The 22,718-nt window shown below is 65.1% G+C and carries 17 protein-coding genes and 1 tRNA gene; 5 read left to right on the plus strand and 13 right to left on the minus strand.

The features are described from left to right. Positions 1–146: 146 nt before the first annotated feature. From D2V17_RS17875 to D2V17_RS17895, 5 genes are all read right to left on the minus strand, one after another. Positions 147–1,583 (minus strand): efflux transporter outer membrane subunit, encoded by a 1,437-nt coding sequence (locus D2V17_RS17875; RefSeq protein ID WP_119594484.1) that lies wholly within the window; start codon positions 1,581–1,583, stop codon positions 147–149. Between the two features lie 11 nt (positions 1,584–1,594). Continuing rightward, positions 1,595–4,783 (minus strand): efflux RND transporter permease subunit, encoded by a 3,189-nt coding sequence (locus D2V17_RS17880; RefSeq protein WP_119594486.1) that lies wholly within the window; start codon positions 4,781–4,783, stop codon positions 1,595–1,597. A gap of 61 nt (positions 4,784–4,844) precedes the next feature. Further along, the gene (locus D2V17_RS17885) at positions 4,845–6,179 is read right to left on the minus strand and encodes an efflux RND transporter periplasmic adaptor subunit (protein WP_245978795.1); all 1,335 of its coding nucleotides are present in this window, start codon (positions 6,177–6,179) and stop codon (positions 4,845–4,847) included. Positions 6,180–6,404: 225 nt separating this feature from the next. Continuing rightward, positions 6,405–7,004 carry a TetR/AcrR family transcriptional regulator gene (locus tag D2V17_RS17890; RefSeq protein ID WP_119594488.1) on the minus strand — a complete coding sequence of 200 codons (600 nt, stop codon included), beginning with the start codon at positions 7,002–7,004 and terminating at the stop codon, positions 6,405–6,407. 74 nt (positions 7,005–7,078) lie between these two features. After that, positions 7,079–7,582 (minus strand): MarR family winged helix-turn-helix transcriptional regulator, encoded by a 504-nt coding sequence (locus tag D2V17_RS17895; RefSeq protein WP_119594490.1) that lies wholly within the window; start codon positions 7,580–7,582, stop codon positions 7,079–7,081. An 86-nt stretch (positions 7,583–7,668) separates the two neighbouring features. Between D2V17_RS17895 and D2V17_RS17900 the strand changes: the two genes are divergently transcribed. Further along, the gene (locus tag D2V17_RS17900; protein ID WP_119594492.1) at positions 7,669–9,084 is read left to right on the plus strand and encodes an aldehyde dehydrogenase family protein; all 1,416 of its coding nucleotides are present in this window, start codon (positions 7,669–7,671) and stop codon (positions 9,082–9,084) included. A gap of 81 nt (positions 9,085–9,165) precedes the next feature. On the opposite strand, the gene D2V17_RS17905 is transcribed toward D2V17_RS17900, so the two are convergent. After that, the gene (locus D2V17_RS17905) at positions 9,166–10,218 is read right to left on the minus strand and encodes an amidohydrolase family protein (protein ID WP_119594494.1); all 1,053 of its coding nucleotides are present in this window, start codon (positions 10,216–10,218) and stop codon (positions 9,166–9,168) included. 93 nt (positions 10,219–10,311) lie between these two features. Then, positions 10,312–11,292, minus strand: a complete 981-nt coding sequence (locus D2V17_RS17910; RefSeq protein ID WP_119594496.1) for an MBL fold metallo-hydrolase — start codon at positions 11,290–11,292, stop codon at positions 10,312–10,314. Between the two features lie 111 nt (positions 11,293–11,403). On the opposite strand from D2V17_RS17910, the gene D2V17_RS17915 reads away from it, so the two are divergent. Then, on the plus strand, positions 11,404–12,054 hold the full coding sequence (locus D2V17_RS17915; RefSeq protein ID WP_119594499.1) for a TetR/AcrR family transcriptional regulator: 651 nt from the start codon (positions 11,404–11,406) through the stop codon (positions 12,052–12,054). Between the two features lie 20 nt (positions 12,055–12,074). On the opposite strand, the gene D2V17_RS17920 is transcribed toward D2V17_RS17915, so the two are convergent. The 5 genes from D2V17_RS17920 to D2V17_RS17940 all read right to left on the minus strand — a co-directional run bounded on the left by D2V17_RS17920 (position 12,075) and on the right by D2V17_RS17940 (position 17,678). Continuing rightward, complete coding sequence (locus D2V17_RS17920) at positions 12,075–13,025, minus strand: fumarylacetoacetate hydrolase family protein (RefSeq protein ID WP_119594501.1); 951 nt, start codon at positions 13,023–13,025, stop codon at positions 12,075–12,077. Beyond that, entirely contained in the window at positions 13,025–14,143 is a 1,119-nt protein-coding gene (locus tag D2V17_RS17925) for an FAD-dependent oxidoreductase (RefSeq protein ID WP_119594503.1), read from the minus strand. The genes D2V17_RS17920 and D2V17_RS17925 overlap by 1 nt, the downstream gene beginning before the upstream one ends. Positions 14,144–14,233: 90 nt before the next feature. Further along, the gene (locus tag D2V17_RS17930) at positions 14,234–16,669 is read right to left on the minus strand and encodes a TonB-dependent receptor (RefSeq protein WP_245978796.1); all 2,436 of its coding nucleotides are present in this window, start codon (positions 16,667–16,669) and stop codon (positions 14,234–14,236) included. Between the two features lie 250 nt (positions 16,670–16,919). Continuing rightward, positions 16,920–17,414: a hypothetical protein gene (locus tag D2V17_RS17935; RefSeq protein WP_245978797.1), complete on the minus strand. Its 495-nt coding sequence runs from the start codon at positions 17,412–17,414 to the stop codon at positions 16,920–16,922. Between the two features lie 177 nt (positions 17,415–17,591). Beyond that, positions 17,592–17,678: transfer RNA gene (locus D2V17_RS17940), tRNA-Leu, on the minus strand. A gap of 216 nt (positions 17,679–17,894) precedes the next feature. Here D2V17_RS17940 and D2V17_RS17945 point away from each other — a divergent pair. From D2V17_RS17945 to D2V17_RS17955, 3 genes are all read left to right on the plus strand, one after another. Continuing rightward, positions 17,895–18,842, plus strand: coding sequence for a complex I NDUFA9 subunit family protein (locus D2V17_RS17945; RefSeq protein ID WP_119594507.1), 948 nt, complete (start codon positions 17,895–17,897; stop codon positions 18,840–18,842). A gap of 94 nt (positions 18,843–18,936) precedes the next feature. Next, a complete protein-coding gene (locus D2V17_RS17950; RefSeq protein ID WP_191229280.1) occupies positions 18,937–20,127 on the plus strand; it encodes a transaldolase family protein in 1,191 nt (396 codons plus the stop codon). Between the two features lie 201 nt (positions 20,128–20,328). Beyond that, positions 20,329–21,732, plus strand: a complete 1,404-nt coding sequence (locus D2V17_RS17955) for a GGDEF domain-containing protein (RefSeq protein WP_220474154.1) — start codon at positions 20,329–20,331, stop codon at positions 21,730–21,732. Positions 21,733–21,753: 21 nt separating this feature from the next. Here the strand turns inward: D2V17_RS17955 and D2V17_RS17960 are convergent, their stop codons facing one another. Next, positions 21,754–22,638, minus strand: a complete 885-nt coding sequence (locus D2V17_RS17960; RefSeq protein WP_119594513.1) for an amidohydrolase family protein — start codon at positions 22,636–22,638, stop codon at positions 21,754–21,756. Between the last annotated feature and the right edge of the window lie 80 nt (positions 22,639–22,718).

Below are 22,718 nucleotides of genomic sequence, written 5' to 3' on the forward strand. Positions count from 1 at the left end.
TTGGCCGCAGGATCGCCGCGCCAACCGGCTGTCGTCGCGTTTACGCTGCTCCGCCCAGCAACGACCAGACCAACAACAACGAGGTCACGAAGAACCCCAGGCCGCCAGCGGCAAGGGCATCGCGATGAACATACCACCATGGGTCACTATCCGAGTTCATCGGTGCTCTCCGCAGCGCCTGACCACCCGCCGCCCAGCGCGCGGAACACCGCGATCTGCTGGCGCGAGACATCCGCATCCTGATCGGCCAGGTCGGCCCGCGCCTCGGCAAGCGTGCGTTCGGCATCGAGCGTCTCCAGCGAATTGATCAGCCCCTCGCGATTCTGCGCCCGTACGATACGCGCGGCATGCTCGGCGGCCTCAACGGCCTCGACCAGAATGCGCCGCCGTTCGAGCGAACGCGCATAGCCCGACAGGGCCGTCTCTGCCTCTTGCAGGGCATTGAGCACCGTACCATCGAAGGCGGCCAGCGATCCGGCGGCATCGGCCTCGGCAGCGTCGATGCGGGCGTGGACCGGCTCGCGATTGGGAAAGGCCCAGTCGATCAGCGGGCCGAGCAGGAAATTCAGCGGACCGCCGGTGAACAGGTCCCCCACATTGGCCGCGCGCGATCCGACCGATCCGCCCAGCGTGATGCGCGGGTAGAGATCGGCGCGGGCGACACCGATCCGGGCACCATCGGCCAGCGCCCGCTGCTCGGCCGCGCGCACGTCGGGGCGGCGGGCGAGAAGCTGCGTTCCGTCGCCCACGGGTAGCGGCACGGTAATCTCCAGCGGCACGTTGCGATCACCAATCCCCGAGGGTAGCGCAGCAGGCGCACGGCCCGTCAGCGTGGCGAGTGCGAACAGCGCCGCGCGGCGCTGCGCCTCGATGGCGGGAATGGTGGCGGCGCGCTGCTTAAGCAGGCTCTCGATCCGCGCCACGGCCAGCCCGTCGGTATAGCCGGCCTGATGCCGCACCCGCGTCAGCCGCAAGCTGTCCTCGAGCAGATCGACGATAGATTGCGCCACCCGCAGCCGTGCAGCAGCGCTGGCGGCATCGGCATAGGCGCGGGTGGTATCGGCCACCACCATCACCCGCACCCCTTCCGCATCGGCCCGCGCCGCCGCGACATCGCCGCGCGCTGCCGCCACCCCGCTGCTCACCCGGCCGAACAGGTCGACCTCGTAGGCAACCTCGGCGCCAATCGAGAACTGGCCGCCGTCGCGGTCCTGCCCCGGCGGGGTCTGGGCCTCCGCGGTGCGGCCATATCCGCCTGAGGCGTTCAGCCCCACTTGCGGCAGCCGGTCCGACTGCGCCCCGCGCAAGGCAGCCCGCGCCCGCGCGATCCGGGCGACCGACTGGCGGATGTCGGTATTCGCGGCCAGAGCATCGGCGACCAGTCCGTCAAGCACCGGATCGCGATAGAGCTGCCACCAGTTCTCGGGCAGCGGCGCCGGGCTGACGACCTCGGCCTCGGCGGAAAGAAAGGGGCCGGTTTCCACATCGGGGGTAGGGGTTAAGGCGATGCGGTCCGGCCCCGCCGCGCAGGCCGCCAGGGCCAGCGCGGAAACGGCGGAAACGAGGAGATTGCGGAAGGTCATGAGCGATGCTCCTATTCGGCCGGCTGCACGGCGGGCGCTGCGCCGCGAGCACGGCGGGGGCCGCGCAGCGATGCAAGCCGGTCGCCAAGCGCGCGGCAGACAACGTAGAAAGTCGGCGTGAAGACGAGCCCGAACCCGGTCACGCCGAGCATGCCGAAGCACACCGCCGTACCCAGCGCCTGCCGCAGCTCGGCCCCCGCTCCGCTCGCGATCACCAGTGGCACGGAGCCGAGGATGAAGGCAAAGCTGGTCATCAGGATCGGGCGCAGGCGGGTGCGCGCGGCCTCGATGGCGGCATCGATCGGCGACAACCCGTGCAATGCCTCACCCTGCCGGGCAAACTCGACGATCAGGATCGCGTTCTTCGCCGACAGCGCGATCAGCACGACAAGGCCGATCTGGGTCAGGACATTGTTGTCCATCCCCATCACGTTCACCCCGATCATCGCCGCCAGCAGGCACATCGGCACGATCAGGATGATCGCCAGCGGCATGATCAGGCTCTCGTACTGCGCCGCCAGCACCAGGAAGACGAGCAGCACCGCGAGGCCAAAGACATAAATCGCAGTGTTGCCGGTGTTCGCCTGCTGGAAGGCGATGTCGGTCCATTCGGTCGAATAGCCCTGCGGCACCGTTTCGGACGCGACCTTCTCCATCGTCACCAGCGACTGGCCGGTCGAGCTGGTCGGCGCGGTGTCACCGTCGATGGCCACGGCAGGCGCAAGGTTGTAGCGGCTGACGCGGTAGGGGCCGGTGGTGTCGGTTACGGTCGCCAGCGAGCCAAGCGGAACCATCGCCCCGCTGTTCGAGCGGGTATAGAGGTTGCCGATATCGCTGACATCGTCGCGGTAGCCCGCATCGGCCTGCGCGGTGACACGGTAGGTCCGCCCCAGCAGGTTGAAGTCGTTGATGAAGGCGCTGCCGAGATAGACCGAGAGCGTATCGAAAATGTCGCTCGGGGCGACGCCGAGCAGCTGCGCCTTGTCGCGGTCGATATCGGCCTTCACGCGCGGCGTGCCGGTGTCGAAGAAGGTGTAGACCCCGGCCAGCCCTTCCTGCTGGTTGGCCTCCGCGATCACGGCATAGGCCACCTCCTGCAGCTTGCGATAACCCGCGCCCGAATTGTCCTTCAGCATCATGCGGAAACCGCCTGCCGAGCCGATGCCCTGAATGACCGGAGGCTTCACCAGCATCAGCCGCGCCTCGGTGATGTCGGCGGTGGCCGCCTGCGCCCTGGCGATCAGTTCGTCGACCGAACGGCCATTGCCCTGACGCTCCTCGAAGTCATCGAGCACCCAGTAAGCGGCGGCAGAGCTGGCGGACTGGGTCTGGGTCGTGCCGTCGAAGCCCGACAGCATGATCCCGCCCCTGACGCCCTCGATGGGCAGCACCCGTTCGGCAACCTTCTTCATCACCGCGTCGGTCCGCGTGGTGGACGAGCCCGGAGGCAGCTGGATGACCGAGACGAAATAGCCCTGGTCCTGCTGCGGGATGAAGCCGGTCGGCGTGGCGGCCAGCGTGAGGCCGGTTAGCCCGATCAGCACACCGTAGGCGAGCATCATCCGCCGCGGCATCGCAACCAGCCGCCCGGTCAGGCGCGCATAGCTTTCGCTGAAGCGCTCGAAGCCTGTATTGAACTTCTCGCCCGCGCGATCGATCGCCTTGCGCCAGCGCGGCGCATCTTCAGGCAGGTGCTGGTGAGGCTTGAGCAGCAGCGCCGACAGCGCCGGCGACAGGGTGAGCGACACGAACAGCGAGATGATGGTCGCCGCCGAGATGGTGACCGCGAACTGCTTGTAGAACTCGCCGGAAAGGCCGCCCATGAACAGCGTCGGCACGAACACCGCGCAGAGCACGAGCACGATGGCGATCAGCGCCGTGCCCACCTCGTCCATCGAACGCCGCGCGGCTTCGAGCGGGCTGAGGCCAGCCTCAAGGTTACGCTCGACATTCTCGACCACGACGATGGCGTCGTCGACGACGATACCAATGGCCAGAACCAGCCCGAACAGCGACAGGTTGTTGAGCGAATAACCGAGCATTGCCAGCACAGCAAAGGTGCCGACCAGCGAGATCGGGATAGCGAGGACCGGAATGATCGAAGCGCGCGCCTTCTGCAGGAACACGACGATCACCAGCACCACCAGCACCACCGCTTCCAGCAGCGTGTGCAGCACGGCGTCGATACTCTTGGCGATAAATTCGGTCGGGTTGTAAACGATGCGGTATTCGAGGCCCTGCGGAAAATCCGCCGACAGCTCCGCCATCACCGCCTTCACGCCCTCCGCCGCATCAAGCGCGTTGGAGCCGGGCTTCTGATAAATCGGCAGGATCACCGAATCGGTGTCGTTGAGATAGGACGAGGTCGCATAGTCGGCCGCGCCGATCTCCACCCGCGCCACGTCGCTGACGCGGATCTGGCGTCCCTGTTCGTCGGTACGGATCACCACCTCGCCGAACTGCTCAGGGCTGGTGAAGCGCCCCTGCGTCTCGACATTGAGCTGGAAAGCAGAATCGGGGCTCGGCTGCTGGCCGAGTGTGCCGGCAGCAACCTGCACGTTCTGCGCCCGCAGCGCGCCGACGATGTCGCCGCCCGTCAGGCCCAGCGCAGCCGCGCGGCCCGGATCGATCCACACCCGCATCGCCAGTTCGCGCTGGCCGAACAGCTGCACATCGCCCACCCCTTCAAGCCGCGCGATCCGGTCCTTGATCCGGGTCTGGGCATAGTTCGAGATATATTCGCGGTCGAGCGAAGCATCGGGCGAGATCAGATTGACCACCATCAGGAAGTCGGGCGTGGTCTTGCGGGTAACGATGCCGAGCCGCCGCACCTCTTCGGGCAGGCGCGCTTCGGCAATCGCCACGCGGTTCTGCACCAGCACCTGCGCCTCGTCGAGGTCGGTCCCCTGGGCGAAGGTGACGGTGATCGTCATCCGCCCGTCACCGGTGGACTCGCTCGATTGGTAAAGCATGCCATCGACGCCGTTGATCTCCTGCTCGATCGGATTGGCGACGGTGTCGGCCACCGTCTCGGCCGAGGCGCCGGGATAGCTTGCGGTGACGGTGACAGTCGGCGGGACGATGTCCGGGTACTGGCTGATCGGCAGGAAGAAGTAGGAAATCGCGCCGACCAGCGTGACCAGCACCGCAAGGACGCTGGCAAAGATCGGCCGATCGATGAAGAAACGGGAAAGTGTCATGGACGCACTCCGGGCGTGAATTGGGGCGTGTATCGGGGCCGAGGCCAGCCGTGCGCGCGGCTTAGCGGGCCAGACTGGCGGAGGCGGCAGGCGGCAGGGAAGGCCCTTCCCGCGCCGCGTCATCGGCCGCTGCGGGCGGCGCGATACGGCCGGTCTGGACGGAGACCTGCTGCCCCGGCATCGCCATCTGGAGCCCTTCGATGATGACCCGGTCCGAAGGCTTGAGGCCCCCGCTAATCACCCGCAACTGCCCCACCAGCGGCCCCAGTTCGACCGCGCGCGCAGCAACGGTTCCGTCCTTCTCCACCACCATCAGCAACTTGCGCGTCTGGTCGGTGGCAATGGCGGTGTCGGGCACCAACAGCGCCTCGTGCCTAGCGCCGGTGGCCAGCCGCATCCGTCCGAACAGGCCCGGTGCAAGGAAGCCTTCGCCGTTGCGGACCACGGCGCGGGCGCGGATCGTGCCCGACTGGCTGTCGAGCCCGTTGTCGGTGAAGTCGAGCGTGCCGTGCCAGCGGTAGTCGGCCTCGTCCTGCAGGCGGATTTCGACCGGCGTGCCCTCGTCGAGCCCTTCGCGGCGTGCCTTCAGGAACAGCGCTTCCGAGCCGGTGAACTCGAAATAGACCGGGTCGACCGCGTTGATCGTGGTGAGCAGCGTTGCCGCGCTGCCGCCGCCGCCCGAGACGAGATTGCCCGCGTCGATCCGGCGGTCGGAGATCCGCCCCGAGATCGGTGCACGCACGGTCGTGAAGCCGACATCAAGCGAACGCGAGGACACCCGCGCCTGTGCTGCAGCCAGCATGGCGGCATTGTTGCGGACCTCGGCCTGCAAACGGTCGATCTCGGTGGGGGCGATGGCATCGTCGCTGACCAGGCGCTGCGCCCGCGCCAGATTGTCGCGCGCCAGCGCCAATGCGCTGTCGGCGCGGGCGACCTCGGCCTGAGCCTCGGCAAGCGCGGCGCGATAGGGGCGCGAATCGATAGTGAAGAGCGGCGCGCCCTGCTGGACGAACTGGCCATCGGTGAAATGAATGCGCGTAATCTGCCCCGAAACCTGCGGACGGACCTCAACGCTGCGGCTGGCTTCGAACCGGCCGACGAATTCGTCCCACTCGGTGACTTCCTTCTGCAACGGCAGCGCAACCGTCACCGCTGGCGGGGCGACGGCAGCCTGGGTCGCAGGCGCGCTGTCGAGCAGCCACCACGCGCCGCCGAGTGCGCCCAGCAGCATCAGGCCCAGCCAGATGCGGCGGCGACGCGGGGAGGCAGCCGGCTGTTCCTCGACCGGGCGCACGCGGCCTTCCGGCCCGGATTCATGGAGTATCTCGGCAACATGCTGAGCATGGCGTTCTTCGAAGGAGTGATCGGTATGGTGATCGAACGGAGTATCCAACATCGGGCGTCCCTGACCTATTCAAGACAAGCGTCCCCGCCTCCGGAAGCACAGGCTTTCGAAGCAAAACGCACATTATTCGGATGAACCGGAGGCCGACGGCGACCAGCCGCCACACAGCGATCACACGCCGTGCAGCTATCTGTACCGATAAGTATGTAATCTGGCGTTCAGGTCAAGCGGTTTTTCTGTACCGCTAGGTATTTTTTTCGCGACTGCGAAGAGGTGCTACTGCGAAGGCCATGAAAGCAGAGCAGATTCAACGACCTGTACAAGTTCCTGCCGGCTTGCGCCCGACTGGGCCTGCACGGAAATTCCCTGCATCAGCGCCAGCAGATAGCGCGTGATCGCGGTCGCATCGGCCGGAACGACGAACTCACCGGCGTCGATCGCGCGCTGCATCCGCTCGACAATCAGTTGCTTGGCGGATTCCGCGCGGGCGTTGACATGGTCGCGGATCGAGGGCTCAACACTCTGACAGGCAACCGCGGCGATCACCCCCATGCAGCCACGGCATTCGCCCCCGGTCGCCACATCGACCGCGCCCATCAACAACGTCTCGGCAACGCCGCGCGCAGTGGGGGCCTCCGCCGCCTCACGAATGTAGGCGAGCTTGTCGCGCTCGTAAAGGTCGAGCGCCTGCCGGAACAGCGCCTCCTTGTTGCCGAACGCGGCATAGAGGCTGGGCCGGGTGATCCCCATCGCATCGGTCAGATCGGTAAGCGACGCGCCCTCGTAGCCCTTCTGCCAGAACAGGCGCAGGGCGTGGGCAAGAGCTTCGTCGGTGTCGAACTCGCGCGGTCTTCCTCGGGTGGCAACCTTTTCCATACCTTAAGGTATAGAACTCTGTCAGCGAATTACAATGGCCTGCGCTTCGTGCGGCGCGACCGGTCGACGCGGGGTCACGAAATCTTGCGGCGCTGCCCTGCCGTGCTGGCTTGCCGAGGCATGGCCGGTTCGCCGCAGCCCGCCTGAGCCCTGCCCGCAGGCTGCGCCAGTTTCAGCAGCAGACGCGAAAGCTCGCGCTGCTCTGCCTCGTCCAGCACCTGCAGGATCTCCTGCTCGCTGTCATGAATGGCCGCACCGCCCTCGGCCAGCACATCGCGGCCTTCGGGTGTGATCTCCAGCGCATAGGCGCGCGGATCGCAGGTCGGCCGGCGCTCCAGCAGGTCCAGCGCCACCAGCCGCGCCACGACCTTGGCCGCGCCCGACCGGTTGATCGCCAGCGCCACCCCGAGTTCGCTCTGATTGCAGCCGGGATTGGCTTCGATCCGGGCCAGCGCGGACCACTGCAACGGCGTGATCTCATAGCGCGCCAATGCACAGCTCGCGGCCTCGATGAAATGCAGGTTTGCGCGCCGCATCTGATAGCCGACCACCTTGCCCAGAACACCCGATGTCTTCATCGATATCCTCCGAAAAGCGGCTTGCCAGCAATGTACCCTATGGATACAATTTCCGCATAGCAACACCGGTGTAATGGAGAGAAGCCGTGGCGCATGAATTCAAGCTTTTGATTAATGGTGAACTGCGTGGCGGCGTCACCCAGTTCCCGGTCCTCAACCCGGCCACCGAAGAGGTTGTGGCGATGTGCCCCAAGGCCGACGAGACCATGCTCGACGAGGCCGTTGCCGCAGCCGACGCCGCCTTCCCCGCCTGGTCTGCCCGCAGCCACGAGGACCGCGTTGCCGTGCTTTCGAAGCTGGCCGATGCGATCGAACAGCGGGCCGACGAACTGGCGCACCTGCTCACCAGCGAACAGGGCAAGCCGCTCAATCAGGCACAGTACGAAGTGATGGGCACGGTCGGCACGCTGCGCGCCTTCCTCGGCATGCGGATCGAGCCTCAGACGCTCCGCGACGAGAATGGCAACCGCGTTGTCGAGCATCGCACTCCGCTGGGCGTTTGCGCCTCGATCACGCCGTGGAACTTCCCGGTGATCCTGCTGTTCAACAAGCTGGCCCCGGCCCTGCTCACCGGCAACACGCTGATTGCCAAGCCCGCGCCGACCACCCCGCTCACCACCTGCCTGATCGGGGAAATCGCGGCGGACATTCTGCCGGCAGGCGTTTTCAACGTGGTCTGCGACGAAAACGAACTCGGCTCGAAAATCACCACCCATCCGAAGATCGCCAAGGTTGCCTTCACCGGCTCGACCGCCACCGGCGCCAAGGTGCTGGCGTCGTCCGCTGGCGATATCAAGCGCGTGACGCTGGAACTGGGCGGCAACGATGCCTCCATCGTTCTCGATGACGTACCCGCGAAGCTGGCGGCCGAGCGCATCTATCAGGGCGCCATGGCCAATGCCGGGCAGATCTGCGTGGCGATCAAGCGCGCCTATGTTCCGCGCAGCATGTATGACGAGTTCTGCGCCGAAATCGCCAAGCTCGCCGAGGCTGCTGTGGTCGACGATGGCGCGAAGCAGGGCTCGACCATCGGCCCGATCCAGAACCGTATGCAGTATGAGAAGGTGAAGGGCCTGATCGAGGATTCGAAGACGCGCGGCAAGATCGTCGCGGGCGGCGAGATTCCCGACCGCAAGGGCTATTTCATCCCGCCGACCATCGTGCGCGACCTCGACGATGACGCCCCGCTGGTGAAGGAAGAACAGTTCGGCCCGGTGCTCCCGGTCCTTGCCTACGATTCCATCGAAGACGTGATCGCGCGGGCGAACGATTCGCCCTATGGCCTTGGCGGCACTGTCTGGGGCATGGACCTCGAAGCGGCGACCGCCGTGGCGATGCAGATCGACAGCGGCACCGTGTGGGTCAACCAGCACCTCGCGATCGATCCGAACATCCCGTTCCGTGGCTCCAAGAAGTCCGGCATGGGCGGCGAACTGGGCATGGCCGGCCTGATGGAATATACGCAGGCCCATATCGTCAATGCCGTGCCGCTGGCACAGTAAGCAGCACTGAAATGATCGCAGGGGCCAGGCGCGGATCACTTCGCGCCTGGCCCTGGGCGGCATGGCTCTGCGCGTTCGGCGTCAGGTCCGTTCCAGACCCAGCAGCTGCGCCGCGTTGAGGCCAAGGATCCTCGCCCGATCCTCCTCGCTCAAGCGCTCGTGGAAGCCGAGCGGATCGGGCTCCGACATATCGAACGGATAGTCGCTGCCAAGGCAGAGCCTGTCGGCGCCATGCGTGCGGACGAGGCTGTCGAGCTGGTCCTTGTCGAACACCAAGGTATCGAACCACAACTTGCGCAGGTAGCTCGATGGCTGATGCCGGCAATGTTCCGAGCAGTCGGCGCGGGCACGCCAGCCGTGGTCCATGCGGCCCCAGTAGCCCGGAATATACCCCCCGCCATGGGCAACGCACAGCTTGAGGCCGGGGTAGGCATCGAGCACGCCGCCGAAGATCAGGTGCCCCACAGCGAGCGTCGATTCGAGCGGATTGCCGATCAGGTTGTTGAAGTAGTATTCGCTCATCCGGCTGGCGTGGGTGAAGCCGAGCGGGTGCAGGAACACCAGCACGCCCAGCTCCTCGGCGGCAGCCCAGAACGGGCGGAACTCCGGCGCATGCAGATCGACGCCGTTGACGTTCGAGCTGATCTCGATGCCGCGCAGATCAAGCTCCTTCACGCAGCGCCGCATCTCTTCCACGGCGAGGGCGGGGTTCTGCAACGGCACGGTGCCCATGCCCACCAGCCGGTCGGGGTGCTGCGCCACGGCCTCGGCCATGCCATCGTTCACCGCACGCGCCGCCGCGCGCCCGGTGTCGGCATCGGTGAAGTAAAAATACTGGCCGGGGCTTGGTGAGATCGCCTGCACGTCGATCCCCAGCCGGTCCATATCGGCCAGCCGGGTATCCAGCGTATTGAGGGTCCGGCCCATGGCAGCGAACTGCGCGCGGTTGACCTCCGCCGTCTTCGCGCTGGTAAAGTCGTTGATGCCGGGCGGCGGCCCAGGATAGCTGGCCTGCACGATAGCATCGGCGGCGGGAATGCCGAGGTGGCAATGGATGTCCACCACCAGATGCTTGCCGCAGGCCGAGACCGGGATCGGCTGGCGCTCGGCACAGGTGAAGAGTTCTGCGGTCATGGAAGGCTCCTTGCGGGAAAGAGGGGGCCGCTACACTCGCCGAAGCCAGTGGGAACGCAGCTGCGGCGCGCCGGGTGGTGCGTGGCGGTCAGGTCAATGGACATGGTTGCACCCGCCCCCGGCACATTCCTTGCGGTAATGCAGCATCTCGGCAAACAGCGCGGGCGGCGTGGCGGTGGCCAGATCCGGGTTCCATTCCTTGTACAGCGAATAGACGTTCACCACGATCCGCTCGGGATCGGTCCAGTGCGCATATTCCTTCAGCGGGATGTCGCGCGCGGCCTCCTGCCACGGCATGCCCGCCTCGAACCGGCCACGGGCCTGTGCCACGAGATGCTCGAAATACTCGCGCATCCGCACCACGCCTTCGACCCCGCAGATCGGGCCGTGGCCGGGCACCACCACCTCGGGAGCCAGCTCCTCGATGAAGCGGCAGGCGGCGATCCAGCGGCTCATCGGCCCGGCCCAGAGCACCGGATGGCCTTCGTTGAACAGCAGATCGCCCGTGAACACCACCTTGTCGTCGGGCACCCAGGCGATGGTGTCCGAGAGCGTATGCGCAGGCCCGAGATCGACCAGTTCCACCCGTTTATCGCCCACCGTAAGCAACAGCCTGTCGTCGAAGGTGCGGGTGGGCAATGTCAGTTCGTCGACCCCGCTGAAATCGAACTGGCGGCCCATCGTCTCGAACAGAAACTCGCCCGCCTCTCCCCACTCCTGCCAGGTGGCAGACAGGGTCGCGAGCGCCCGCGGATCGAAGTGCGCCATCTCCGCGCGCATGGCGCGGGTGCCGATGATCTCGGCTCCCTCCACCACGCCATTGCCGAAGAAGTGATCGGGGTTGGCATGGGTGTTGACCAGCAGATCGACCTTCTCGCCCCCTTCGACCCGCGCAAAATCGTCGAGCATGGCGCGGGTCAACGGCACGCTCATCAGCGTGTCGATCAGCAGTGTTTGCCCGCGCGACGTAACCAGACCCGCGTTCGACCAGCCCCAGGTGCCGTCGGGCTGAACGTAGCCATAAAGCCCGTTGCCGATGTCGTGCACACCCTGGCGAAATTCCCAGTTACGCAAACTCGCTCTCCCAGTTTCGCCGGAAGCCTATTGGCCGAATTCCTGACGACAAGAATTAAATTTCACGCCGCGGCCTTGTGCTGCAGCAATGCTTGCGCCAGCAGAGGGCCGATGAGCGAGAAAGCCTCTGCCAAACGCAGTAAGGGACGGCCCGATGCCGCGAGTGCGGGTGTCGGACGGGAAGCCCTGATCGCGGCCACCCGCCAGCTGTTGCAGGAACTGCCCCCTCAGCAGGTTACGGCCAGCGCCATAGCGCGCCGCGCCGGAGGCGATCCGGCACTGGTCCGCTACTACTTCGGCAATCGCGGCAAGCTGCTGCTGGAAGTGGCGCAGCAGATCGGCGAGGAAGGCCATGCCCCGCCGCCCGAAGACGGTGACGCGCAGCAGCTGCTGGCCGATTTCATACACGCCACCTTTCGTTTCACCCGCTCGGCCAAGAACATGCAGCGCCTGATGCTCGACGAGCTGGACAGCACCAGTTCGCCCGAGATGCGGCAGAGCGTTCGCAAGTGGAACCAGATCCCGGTCGATAACTATGCCCGCATCAAGGAGCTCGACGAGGCCGGCGAGCTGACCGATTTCGATCCGCTGTTCCTGCATCTGGCGGTCGTGGGGATCAGCGACTTCTTCGTCACCGGCGGCCCCTTGCTGAAACTGCTGCTGCCCGAAGGCAGCGACATGGACGAACTGGCCCGACGCTACGAGGACTTTGTCGAGCGGCTGCTGATCGACGGCTTGCGCAAGCGCCCCGCGGCTGACTGATCCCGCCCCGGCCACGCTGGTCAGGCTTCCGCCACGCAAGCGTTACGCTGCGTGCCGAGCCCGGTGATCGTGCCCTCCATCATGTCGCCATCGCGCAGGAACACACCGAAGGCCGCCCCATTGCCATAGGGCGATCCGGTGCAGATCACGTCCCCCGGTTGCAGCACGGTGATCTGCGACAGGAAAGCCACCTGCCGCTCGATCGAGGTCATCATGTCGCCGGTGCTTTCATCCTGATAGACCTTGCCGTTGACCGACAGGCGGATGGTCAGGTCGTAGGGATCGGGCACCTGCTCCTTCGGCACGATCATCGGGCCGAAGGGCAGGAAGGTGGGGAAGCACTTGCCCGCCAGCCAGTCAGCCCCGATGGCTGAGCCGTCGCGTCTGAACACCAGATCGCGCGCGGTCACATCGTTCACCACGGCAAAGCCGGCCACATGCTCCATCGCCTGTTCCGGGCTGACGCGGTGCGCCCGCTTGCCGATGACCACGCCCAGTTCCAGCTCCCAGTCGGGCTTGGCGACGTTGCGCGGCAGCACCACCGTATCGCGCGGCCCGATCGCGCAGGAGGGCAGCTTCACGAAACAGAACGGCGGCAGGCTGGCGCGCTCGTCCATCATCGCCTCGGCCTTGGCGCGGCGGTCTTCCTCGTTTTGCTGCTCGTGTTCGGCCGTGCGCATCGAGCCGTCCCCCATGATGAGGCCGACCACATGCTTCTTGTAGTTCGCGCCGGTGCAGAAGATCTGGCCGGGCCGGTATGGCAGCTCGACCTGCGCAGAGGCAAAGTCGGCGGCGGCGGCGGCAAAGGCATTCTCATCGGCGGCCCATTGGCCAAGCCGCGGGGCCACCTCCACCCAGTCTTCGAGCAGGGCAATGAGTGGGCGCGTCTCGCCCCAGTGCGCCAGCGGCACGTAGCGGTCGCCGCGCACCAGCACCCCGGCGCCATCGACGGTAGCCAGTCCCCAGTGCATCAGAACGCCTCCCGCAGCTTCTGCATGGTGCCGCCGAGCATGGCGTTGGCATCCATCTGGTTGCCCCCGGCCATTTCGATTTCGCCGATGCGAACCGAGTTTTCGACGATCAGCCGCGCCCGCTCGAACCGACGTTCGGCAAAAGCCGTCAGCGCCGTCTCGACCTCATCAGCGCGGGCGATTTCCTCGGCCAGCGCAAGCCCGTCCTCGGTCGCGGCACCGGCTCCGCTGGCCATATGCGGCGTGGTCGCGTGTACGGCATCGCCGATCAGCACCACCCGCCCCTTGTGCCATGGCCTGGGCAATAGCAGCCACTCCAGCGGCCGGTAATTGACGAGCGATTGCGGTCCCAGATTATCGCGGATGGCGGCGATGGCACCGCCGAAAGGCTCCAGCAATTGCGCCACATGGGGGAGCATGTCGGCTTCGTCGTACCACGGATTGTCGGGTACGTTTTCGAGGATGAAAGCATAGAGCTTGTCGTGCGAAATCGGGTTGAGCCCCAACTTGACCGGCCCGCCGATCCAGATCTCTGCCCGGTCGAGGTCATTCGGCCGATCGGCCACGATCCGCCAGCAGCCCTGCCCGGTGAACCGTGGCGGGGCGATGTCGGGGAACAGCAGCTTGCGGCTGGCAGAAAAAATCCCGTCCGCCGCCACCACCAGTTCGACCTGCCGCGTCGAACCGTCGGACAGGCGGACCTCCACGCAGTCACCCATCTCGTCATAAGCCGCGGGCGAAACGCCGAGCGTTATCGTCACGCCCGCCTCGCGCACATGCCGCTGCATGATCGCGTGCAACGCCGGACGCATGATCCCGCCGCTGCAATCGATCGGGGCAGGCGCTGCCGGTGGCGGCGGGCTCTCCATCACCACGCTGCCATCGGGAGCCCGCAGCCGGATGCCCGACCCGACGAAACCTTCGCGGCGCACCTCGTCGAGAATGCCCAGCTGCTCGAACGCCCGCAGCGACATGCCGGTGACGCTGATGCCCGCCCCATAGGCGCGCCATTCGGGATCGATGTCGATAAGCTCGACGGCCACCCCCAGACGGGCGAGCGCGATTGCCGCGCTCATCCCGCCCACTCCGCCACCGACGATCAGGGCATTTTCAATCATCTACTTGCTGCTTTCTGTTGGGCTGGAGCTTGGTGGCACGGTGCCGATGCCGATGCCGATGCCGATGCCGGTGACGATCCCGTTCACGCCTCAGAAGCTCCCGCCCAGCCGCACGCCGTAGGTGCGCGGCTGCTCGGCATTGGCGACAAACAAGCCTGCCGAATTGACCGTGGCATCGACCAGCCGCTGGTTGTCCTCGATGTTGTTGACGTAAAACGTCAGGAACAGCGTGTCTTCCGGGTTCGAGAAGGTGATCGAGGCATTGCTGACAAAGGCACTGGGCGAACGCAGATAGGGCAGATAGTCCGCCGATGAGTAGCTGGCGCCGCGATAGCGGGTGCCCGCCTGCAACCGCATGTCGAAGCCATCGAATTCGATCACGTGCTGTGCATCGAGGTTGAACGACCAGCGCGGCGAGTTGAACGCCTCATTGCCCGAACAATCGACCGCGAACACGTTGACCGTGCCGCCGGGCGTCGCCTGCGTGGTCGGGGTGAAAGGGCAACTGGTGTTCGGCGGCAGACCCTGATCCGGTGCATAGTAGACGAAGCTGTCGTAGTTCGTATCGAGGAACTGAACATTCGCCCCCAACGTGGTGTGCCGCGTGGGCATCACCTGAAGATCGAGGTCGACCCCCATGATGGTGCTGTCACCGATATTGCGGGTGAGGAACACCGTCGAGGGCGGCGTGCCGAGGTCGTAGCCGAACTGGCTGAACTGCTGGCCTTTATAGTCCCAGATGAAGCCCTCGATGTTGAGCTGCACCCGGTTGTCGGCAAAGCGGTTCTTGCTGCCGATGGTCCAGGCGCGGATCGATTCCGGGTCGTAGCTCGACAGGCCCTTCGCAAACGAGAAGCCCCCCGCGTGATAACCGGTTTCCATGCTGGCATAGATCATGTTGGTGGGCGTGAAATCGTACTGCGCCGCCAGCCGGTAGGTGAACTTGTTGTTGCGCAGCGAGGAATCGATGACGATCGGCGAATTGAGCACGAACGGCGCGGTCTGCGAGCCTCCTGCCTGCGGTGGCAGGGCGAACAGCGGCACGTTCGTCAGCGGGATGCCTGCATCGGCGTAAAACGCCCGCAGCGCGGCCGCGTTGTCGACCCGCGGTGCGAACGGCAGCGTGGGGCAGATATCCTGCGGCGGCGCAGGGTTGCCGCAGAACACGATGTAGACGTCCGACACGCCGTCAAACGACTTGCGATCCGAGGTGTAACGCCCTGCCGCTGTCAGGCGAAGGTTCTCCACCGGCTCGAAAGTGACCATGCCGAACCCGGCCCAGCTTTCGGTGCTGGTCGAGAAGTTCTGGAACGGCACCAGCGTGTGCTGGTTATAGCGCGCGGTGGCGTCGATATCCTCCTTGTAATAGATGCCGCCGAGCAGATAGTCGAACCTGTCGCCGACATGCCCGGCCCAGCGCACTTCGAGGCTGGTCTGCCGGTCTTCTTCCTGCGACGCAGCTTCGCGGAAGATCCCGGCAAAGACATAGTCCAGGCTGGCTTCGCGATAGGCCGGTTGCACCGTCAGCGTGCCGGCCTCGGTCACGACATTCAGCTCGGCGGAGATCCCCCAGAAGTCGTTATCGTTGTACGGCTGACTGTCGCCCACCGCACCGGCGCGACCGGTCTGGGCGATGAAACGCGAAGCCAGCAGTGCCTGCGATGCCGGATCGAGCACGCCCTGCTGCGGATCGAAGCCGCTGGGGACGAACTCGTAACCGGCAAAGCCGGTCGGCCCGAACCTGGGGTTCACCGCGCCGAGGTAGAAGCCGCTCGCGCTGGCTCCGCCCTGATGCGAGAAATCCCCCGCCACCCGCAGATCGACGTTGTGGGCGAGCTCGGCCAGAACCTGCAGGCGGCCCGCATATTCGCTTTGCCGCCCCGTGTTATCCGACATGAAGGCATCGCGGCGCGCGATGGAACCCGCGGCGCGAACGGCGACGGTATCGCTCACCGGCATATTGACCGCAGCCTGCCCGGTCAGCCAGTTGAAGTTGCCATAGCCAAGCATGAAATCGACCGACTGCTTGCCCAGTTCGGGCCGGTTGGGGATCACGTTGATCGCGCCAGCCGTGGCATTGCGGCCATAAAGTGTGCCCTGCGGCCCCTTCAGCACCTCGACCCGCTGCAGATCGTAGAACACGCCCGATGTCGACGACGGACGCCCGACGTACACGCCATCGTAATTGAACGAGATCGCCGGGTCGGAATAGGCGTTGACCGTGTTGTTGCCCACACCGCGAACGAAGAAATTGGTGGTCCCGCCCGCCCCGCCGCTGGCCGACAGCGACGGCGAAATCCGCGACAGGTCTTCCGCGCGCAGCACGTTCTGCCGGGTCAGCTCTTCGGGCTGGACTACATCGATCGCCAGCGGGGTGCGCTGGCTGATCGTTTCGGAGCGCTGCGCCGTCACAATGATGTCGGTAATGCCTTGCTGTTCGGAGGGCGCGTTATCCTGCGCCAGAGCCCCGGTCGCACCCAGCACGATAGCGCCAAGCGACGTCGTCGCCTTCAAAAATACTCTCACCAGCATCCTCCAGTTTTTATTATATTCCGGAGCATAAGAATAATTATTCCGGCACTCAAGAATAATCTGGAAGGCAGCCCTTCGCCCCTCCCCGGAGGCGATGCACAAGGCGCCTCGGTGGATTGGAAAGCTCAGCTACAGCGGTGGGCGGAACCCGGCGAACTCGTCGCACAGCGTTCTCGGCAAGGCTTTGTCGCAAAGGAAGAAACGGGTGCCGCCGCGAGCCTGAGCACAGCGGCACCTGGAACAGTCAGAAGCTCGCGCGCACTCCGAGCGCGAGATATTCCTCGCCGACATTGCCATGAACGCGCAAGGCAGGAGCCAGCGGATAGCTGACCAGTCCATAGGGGCGCACCTTGCCACCGTCATAGCGCCCACCGGCACCGATTTCGATGCTGGCCGGGAGCGTAAAGCTGGCCTCCAGCTTGCCGTAGAGCTTGAACGAGGTATCGTCGCACTTGCGGTCGCTGGCGAAGGCGCCGCTCGTCAGATCGCGGCAGCGTGACTGGCCGTTCGAAAAGGTCTCCATCCGGTATCGATCATCATCGCCCCGGTAGATCAGCGTGCCGACCATAGGACGAAGGGCAAACCCGTAGCCGCCGATCTGATAGCCGCCCCCGACCTCGCCTCCCCAGACGCCTTCGGACCGCGCTCCGTTCGCTTCTGCGACAACGCTTCCTGCCGAGGCAGGCGTTGCCAAGGCAAGGCCACTCACCAAGCCAACAATGCCGACAAGTCTCTTCATTCTTTCGTCCTTACTCCGTTAAGAGAAAAGCCGCTAAGACCGCAGAGACACTGAAACAAGGCCAAGGGATGCAATGGCCGAGAGCATGGAAGCGCAGTTCCATGCCGCTGGCAATGCGCCAGCCACAAGGCCATCTGTTGCGATATTTTTCTGGCCTCTCAATTATTTGAGAAGCGGTGGTGCCCAGAAGAGGACTCGAACCTCCACGCCCTTGCGAGCGCCGCCACCTGAAGACGGTGCGTCTACCAATTCCGCCATCTGGGCACACATCGTATGCGGATCATCGAAGGTCCGCATCGGGTAGGTCGGCGCCGATAGGCCACTGTCACCGGCCTTGTCAATTCGATTGACGCTCGCAACGTGCATTTTCTTTGCCCCACCCTCGGCCGCACCCCTATCTCGCTTGTTGCCCGCAGGGCCCTCCCTCGCCTAAAGGCTGGGCGAACAGCCTCAACCGCTTCGCGCAAAGGAACTACTCGCATGGCAAACTATGGCCCGCTCGAAGACAAGCTCGTCGTCCTCATCGGCGGCAGCGGCTTTATCGGACGGCAGGTCGCGCAGGACCTGCTCGAGCGTGGCGCTCGCCTGCGGATCGCCGCGCGCAATCCCGAGAAGGCCTTCAGCCTCAAGCCGCTCGCCAACCTCGGCCAGATCCAGTTCGCACGCTGCAATGCCGCCGACAAGGCCAGCGTCGAAGCCTGCGTGGCGGGTGCGGACGCGGTGGTCTATCTGGTCGGCACCTTCGGCAAGAACCAGCGCGCCTTGCAGGCGACCGGTGCCGGGGTGGCAGCCGCTGCTGCCGCCGCCAATGGCGCGCAGAGCTTCGTCTATGTCTCGGCGATCGGGGCGGATGCAACGAGCAAGACCGGCTACTTCCGCACCAAAGGCGAAGGCGAGCAGCTTGTGCGCGAGGCCTTCCCGCAGGCAACAATCCTGCGCCCCTCGGCTGTCTTCGGCGAGGACGGCGGCTTCGTGCCGCTGTTCGCCGATCTGGCGCAGTCCTTGCCGGTGCTGCCGGTGTTCGGGGCCGAATCGAAGCTTCAGCCGGTCTGGGTGGCAGACCTTGCCGAGGCCATCGGCAATGCGCTCGCCGCGCCCGCCACGCACGGCGGCAAGACCTACGAGATCGCCGGGCCCGACCAGCTCTCGATGGAGGAAATCAACCGCGCCATCGCCAAGGGGCAGCAGCGCGATCCGATCGTGTTCGCCGTGCCCGATACGCTGGCCCGCCTCGCCGCCGCCCTGCCGCTGGCACCGATCAACCGCGACCAGCTGACCATGCTCGAAAAGGGCAGCGTGGCGTCCGGGGCCCTTCCGGGGATCGACGCGCTCGGTGTCACGGCCAAGCCGCTGTCGCTGTTCCTCGACAAGTGGATGACACGCTATCGCAAGCACGGCCGCTTTACCGCAGAGCGCAAGCCCGCCTGAGCCTGGCTGCAAGACAACGGGCGCTGCGGCCGATTGACTCGGTCAGCCCGCCGGTGCCAATGGCCCTGATACACCCGAAAGTCTGGAGATGATGATGAGCAAGCACGTCCTCGAAAAGCTCGCCGAGACCAATCCCGAATGCGAGATCTGGTGGGACAGCTCTCCGCTCGTGTTCCCGAGCTGGAAGGAAGAGACTCTCGCCGCCGCACCCGAAAGCAAGCGTGCCGACTGGGAAGCCCAGCTCACCCGCTTCTATGACCCCGCCAACCCCGCCCAGATGGGCTTCCGCGGCGTCACCACCAACCCCCCGCTCAGCCTGCAGGCCGTGCAGCTCGATCCTCCGGGCTGGCGCCAGCTCGTGCTCGATATCGCCAAGGCCGACAAGGCGCTCGATGTCGAGGGCGTGTACTGGCAGATGTACCTCCAGCTGGTGAAGAAGGGCGCCGACGCGATCCTGCCCGCTTTCCAGGCTTCGGGCGGCAAGTACGGCATGCTCTCGGGCCAGGTCGATCCGCGCTTCGTCACCGATGGCGAGGCGATGCTGGCACAGGGCCTCTCGATCGCCGAAATGGGCGAGAACGTGATGGTTAAGCTGCCCGGCTCGAAGGAAGGCTACGAGGTGCTGGAAGAGCTGACCGCACGCGGCATCTCGACCAACAACACCACCAGCTTCACCGTCGCACAGTATTCGCGTTGCATGGCCGCCGTCACCGCCGGGCTCCAGCGCGCCAAGGCTGCCGGCGTCGATCTGAGCACCTGGCGCAGCGTCATCACCCACATGTCGAGTCGTCTGGGTGAGAAGGGCGACTGGAAGCTGGAAGCCAAACTGCGCGGAATCGATCTGTCCATCGACGAGATTCGCGATGGCGAGGAAGCCGTCCTCAAGCGCGCCTACTGGTACGGCAAGGACACCGGCCACCCCTCGAAGATGCTGCAGTGCTCGATGCGAGTCGAAAAGGACAAGAACGGCAACACCGTCTCGCGCCACATCGAGGACTATGCCGGTGGCGATTTCGTTTACACTTGCCCGCCCAGCTACATCAAACAGCTGATGGACGTGGAAGACGAACTGGCCCCGTTCGATCCCAAGGCAATCGAGCGCGAACCGAACAAGGCGAGCATCGAGAAGTTGCTGAAACTGCCCAGCTTCCGCCAGGCCTACGAGTTCGAGGGCATGAAACCGCATGAGTTCGCCAGCTATGGCAGCTTCATGGCTACCGCCACCGAGTTCGCGGCCGCCACACGGCAGACGGTCGACTTCGTGCGTTCGGTCGTAGAAGGTTAAAACTAGGCAAGTTCACCTAACAAACGCTGCTGTCAGTATTTACCTATAAGCGTTGATACAGGCGGCATGGAATGGGTCGCACCGTCTAGTCAGAATCAGCATCTGCTCGCGCTTGCTCGTCAGGAGACACAAGCGCGAGCAGATGCATCCCCCCTGTCGGCGCTTGCCGCGACACTTGCGCGTGCGATCGACTGTGAGACCGTGGTGGTGCGCCTGCGCGATCCATCGCATCAATGGACCAGCGCGCAGTACGGCGCGACCGGGCTGGGCTGTCTGCTCGAACAATCGATTGCACTCGCCGCCGCCGACCATGTTGGCCCGCTGATCGCTCCGGATGCGGCCAGACACCCGCTGTTGCGAGATCATCCTCTCGTCACCAGCGACGCCAAGGTTCTCTCCTTTGCCGGCATTGCCGCCTTCACCGACACCGACGACAGCACTTTGAGCGAAGCGGTGGGTGTCATCTGCGCACTGTCCGAGGAAAGGCGCGAGTTCGGCCCCGAAGCCACCGCCCTGCTCGAGAGCATGTCGGCGTTGATGCGCTCGCTTTACGCCCAGAACATTGCCCTTCATCGCCATGCCCACAACAGCGCGGCGCTTGAACAGGACATGGAAGGCACCCGGCGGCTGCAACGACAGTTCCGCCAAGCCGAGCGTATCGCTTCGATCGGATCGTGGCGCATGGCGATCGACGACGGTGACCTCCACTGGTCGGAAGGGGTCTATGCCATCCATGAATTGCCTCATGACGCGAACATCTCCGTCGCCGATGCGGTAAATTATTATGCGGGTCCCGATCGACAAAAGATCCTGACCGCGATCGAAAGAGCCGTCCAAACTGGAGAAAGCTACGATTTCGAAGCCGACTTCATAGGCGCCAAGGGCAATGCCAAGCGGGTACGTGTGGCGGGCGAGGTGGAATTGAGCGATGGCCGGCCCGCTGCGCTGGTGGGCGTGATCCAGGATATCAGCGACAAGCACCGCCTGATGCAGGAACTGGAACACCGCGCCACAACCGATTCGCTGACCGGCCTGCCCAACCGCGACAAATTCAACGACAAGCTCGCCGACGCCATGCGTGCCACGATGGAGAACAAGTCACCGCTTGGCGTGGTCATCATCGATCTCGACAACCTGCGTTCGGTTAACGACAATGCCGGGCAGGCGGCGGGCGATGAATTGCTGTGCCGCGCTTCGGCAATCCTGCGCGGTAGCTGGCTGAGGGGTAGCTTCGCCGCGCGTCTGGGCGGAGATGAGCTGGTGCTACTGCTGCAGGACGACCGCCATATCGCCCAGCTTCCCGCAGTGCTCGACCGGCTGGCCGCCGAGCTGGCCGCTCCGCTCGACTACAATGGCCGGGCCGTGCCGACCGGCGCTTCACTGGGGGCCTCGATCCTGCATCCCGGCGGCAATTGCAGCGGCATCGAACTGCTGGAAAACGCCGACCGGGCGCTCAACGCGGCCAAGCGCGAAAGCGAAGTGTGCTTTCTTATCGCGCCCCCGATCAACTGCGCTGATTGCACCGCCGATTGTCACGCAGACCGGCCCTGGGCGCCCCAAGCAGCCATAATGTCCGCCCAGGCGGCAGTCGGCCTCGCATCGTAGCCGACTGCGCCGTACCTCGCGTCAGTCCGACCAGTAGAGCCGGTTCGGATTGGTCACGAGCAGCTTCTGCTGAAGCTCTTCCGTGGGCGCGATGCGCGGGATCATATCGACAATGTGGCCATCGTCGGGCACTTCGTCCTGCATGTTCGGATGCGGCCAGTCGGTGCCCCAGATCACGCGGTCCTGATAGTCTTCCACCAGCGGCGCGACGGCCTCGGCGAAGGCATCCCACGGATCGCCCTGCCCGCCTTCCTTGATCGCGTCGAGACGGTCGGGGCAGGTCGGCTTGAACCAGATGTCATCGCGGCTTTCGAGGAAGCGGCGGAAGGCCTTCATGTCCGCGCCATCAGGCCCCTGGCGGACATCGGGGCGGCCCATGTGGTCGATCACCAGCGGGACGGGGATCGCGTCCATGAACGGGCGCAGTTCCTCCAGAATGTCGGCCTCGAAATAGATCACCACGTGCCAGCCCGCAGGCAGGCGCTTGCTGACTTCGAGGAACTTGTCCTTGGGGGCGTTGTCGACCAGTCTTTTGAGGAAATTGAAGCGTATACCGCGCATCCCGCCATGGTGCAGCGCTTGGAGTTCCTCTTCCGAAATGTCGGGATCGACCACGGCCACACCGCGCGCCTTGCCGCCCGATTTGGCGATCGCGTCAAGCGTGGCGGCGTTGTCGGTGCCGTGGCAGCTTGCCTGCACGATCACGTTCTTTTCGAAGCCGAGATGATCGCGCAGCGCGAACAGCATGTCGGGCCCGGCGTCGGCGGGCAGATACTTGGCCTTGGGCGAAAAACCGAAGGGGTCCATCGGCCCGAACACGTGGCAATGCGCGTCCACCGCGCCCGGTGGGGGCGTGAAGCTGGGTTTGCTGGGGTTGGGATGCCACGAAACGATACGGTCAGACATAGAGTTCTCCAAAGCCCGCCAGACACCGCTCGCCCTGAGCTTGTCGAAGGGCCGTCCTTACTTGTGGCTCCGCGCTCAAA

The sequence above is a fragment of the Aurantiacibacter xanthus genome, from assembly GCF_003584015.1.
Lineage (GTDB): Bacteria > Pseudomonadota > Alphaproteobacteria > Sphingomonadales > Sphingomonadaceae > Alteraurantiacibacter > Alteraurantiacibacter xanthus.

What these genes read in the sequence shown, in the direction of transcription:
- D2V17_RS17875 (WP_119594484.1), bottom strand. Translation starts at nt 1,583, where the DNA reads ATGACCTTCCGCAATCTCCTCGTTTCCGCCGTTTCCGCGCTGGCCCTG.
- D2V17_RS17880 (WP_119594486.1), bottom strand. Translation starts at nt 4,783, where the DNA reads ATGACACTTTCCCGTTTCTTCATCGATCGGCCGATCTTTGCCAGCGTC.
- D2V17_RS17885 (WP_245978795.1), bottom strand. Translation starts at nt 6,179, where the DNA reads ATGTTGGATACTCCGTTCGATCACCATACCGATCACTCCTTCGAAGAA.
- D2V17_RS17890 (WP_119594488.1), bottom strand. Translation starts at nt 7,004, where the DNA reads ATGGAAAAGGTTGCCACCCGAGGAAGACCGCGCGAGTTCGACACCGAC.
- D2V17_RS17895 (WP_119594490.1), bottom strand. Translation starts at nt 7,582, where the DNA reads ATGAAGACATCGGGTGTTCTGGGCAAGGTGGTCGGCTATCAGATGCGG.
- D2V17_RS17905 (WP_119594494.1), bottom strand. Translation starts at nt 10,218, where the DNA reads ATGACCGCAGAACTCTTCACCTGTGCCGAGCGCCAGCCGATCCCGGTC.
- D2V17_RS17915 (WP_119594499.1), top strand. Translation starts at nt 11,404, where the DNA reads ATGAGCGAGAAAGCCTCTGCCAAACGCAGTAAGGGACGGCCCGATGCC.
- D2V17_RS17920 (WP_119594501.1), bottom strand. Translation starts at nt 13,025, where the DNA reads ATGCACTGGGGACTGGCTACCGTCGATGGCGCCGGGGTGCTGGTGCGC.
- D2V17_RS17925 (WP_119594503.1), bottom strand. Translation starts at nt 14,143, where the DNA reads ATGATTGAAAATGCCCTGATCGTCGGTGGCGGAGTGGGCGGGATGAGC.
- D2V17_RS17935 (WP_245978797.1), bottom strand. Translation starts at nt 17,414, where the DNA reads ATGAAGAGACTTGTCGGCATTGTTGGCTTGGTGAGTGGCCTTGCCTTG.
- D2V17_RS17945 (WP_119594507.1), top strand. Translation starts at nt 17,895, where the DNA reads ATGGCAAACTATGGCCCGCTCGAAGACAAGCTCGTCGTCCTCATCGGC.
- D2V17_RS17950 (WP_191229280.1), top strand. Translation starts at nt 18,937, where the DNA reads ATGAGCAAGCACGTCCTCGAAAAGCTCGCCGAGACCAATCCCGAATGC.
- D2V17_RS17960 (WP_119594513.1), bottom strand. Translation starts at nt 22,638, where the DNA reads ATGTCTGACCGTATCGTTTCGTGGCATCCCAACCCCAGCAAACCCAGC.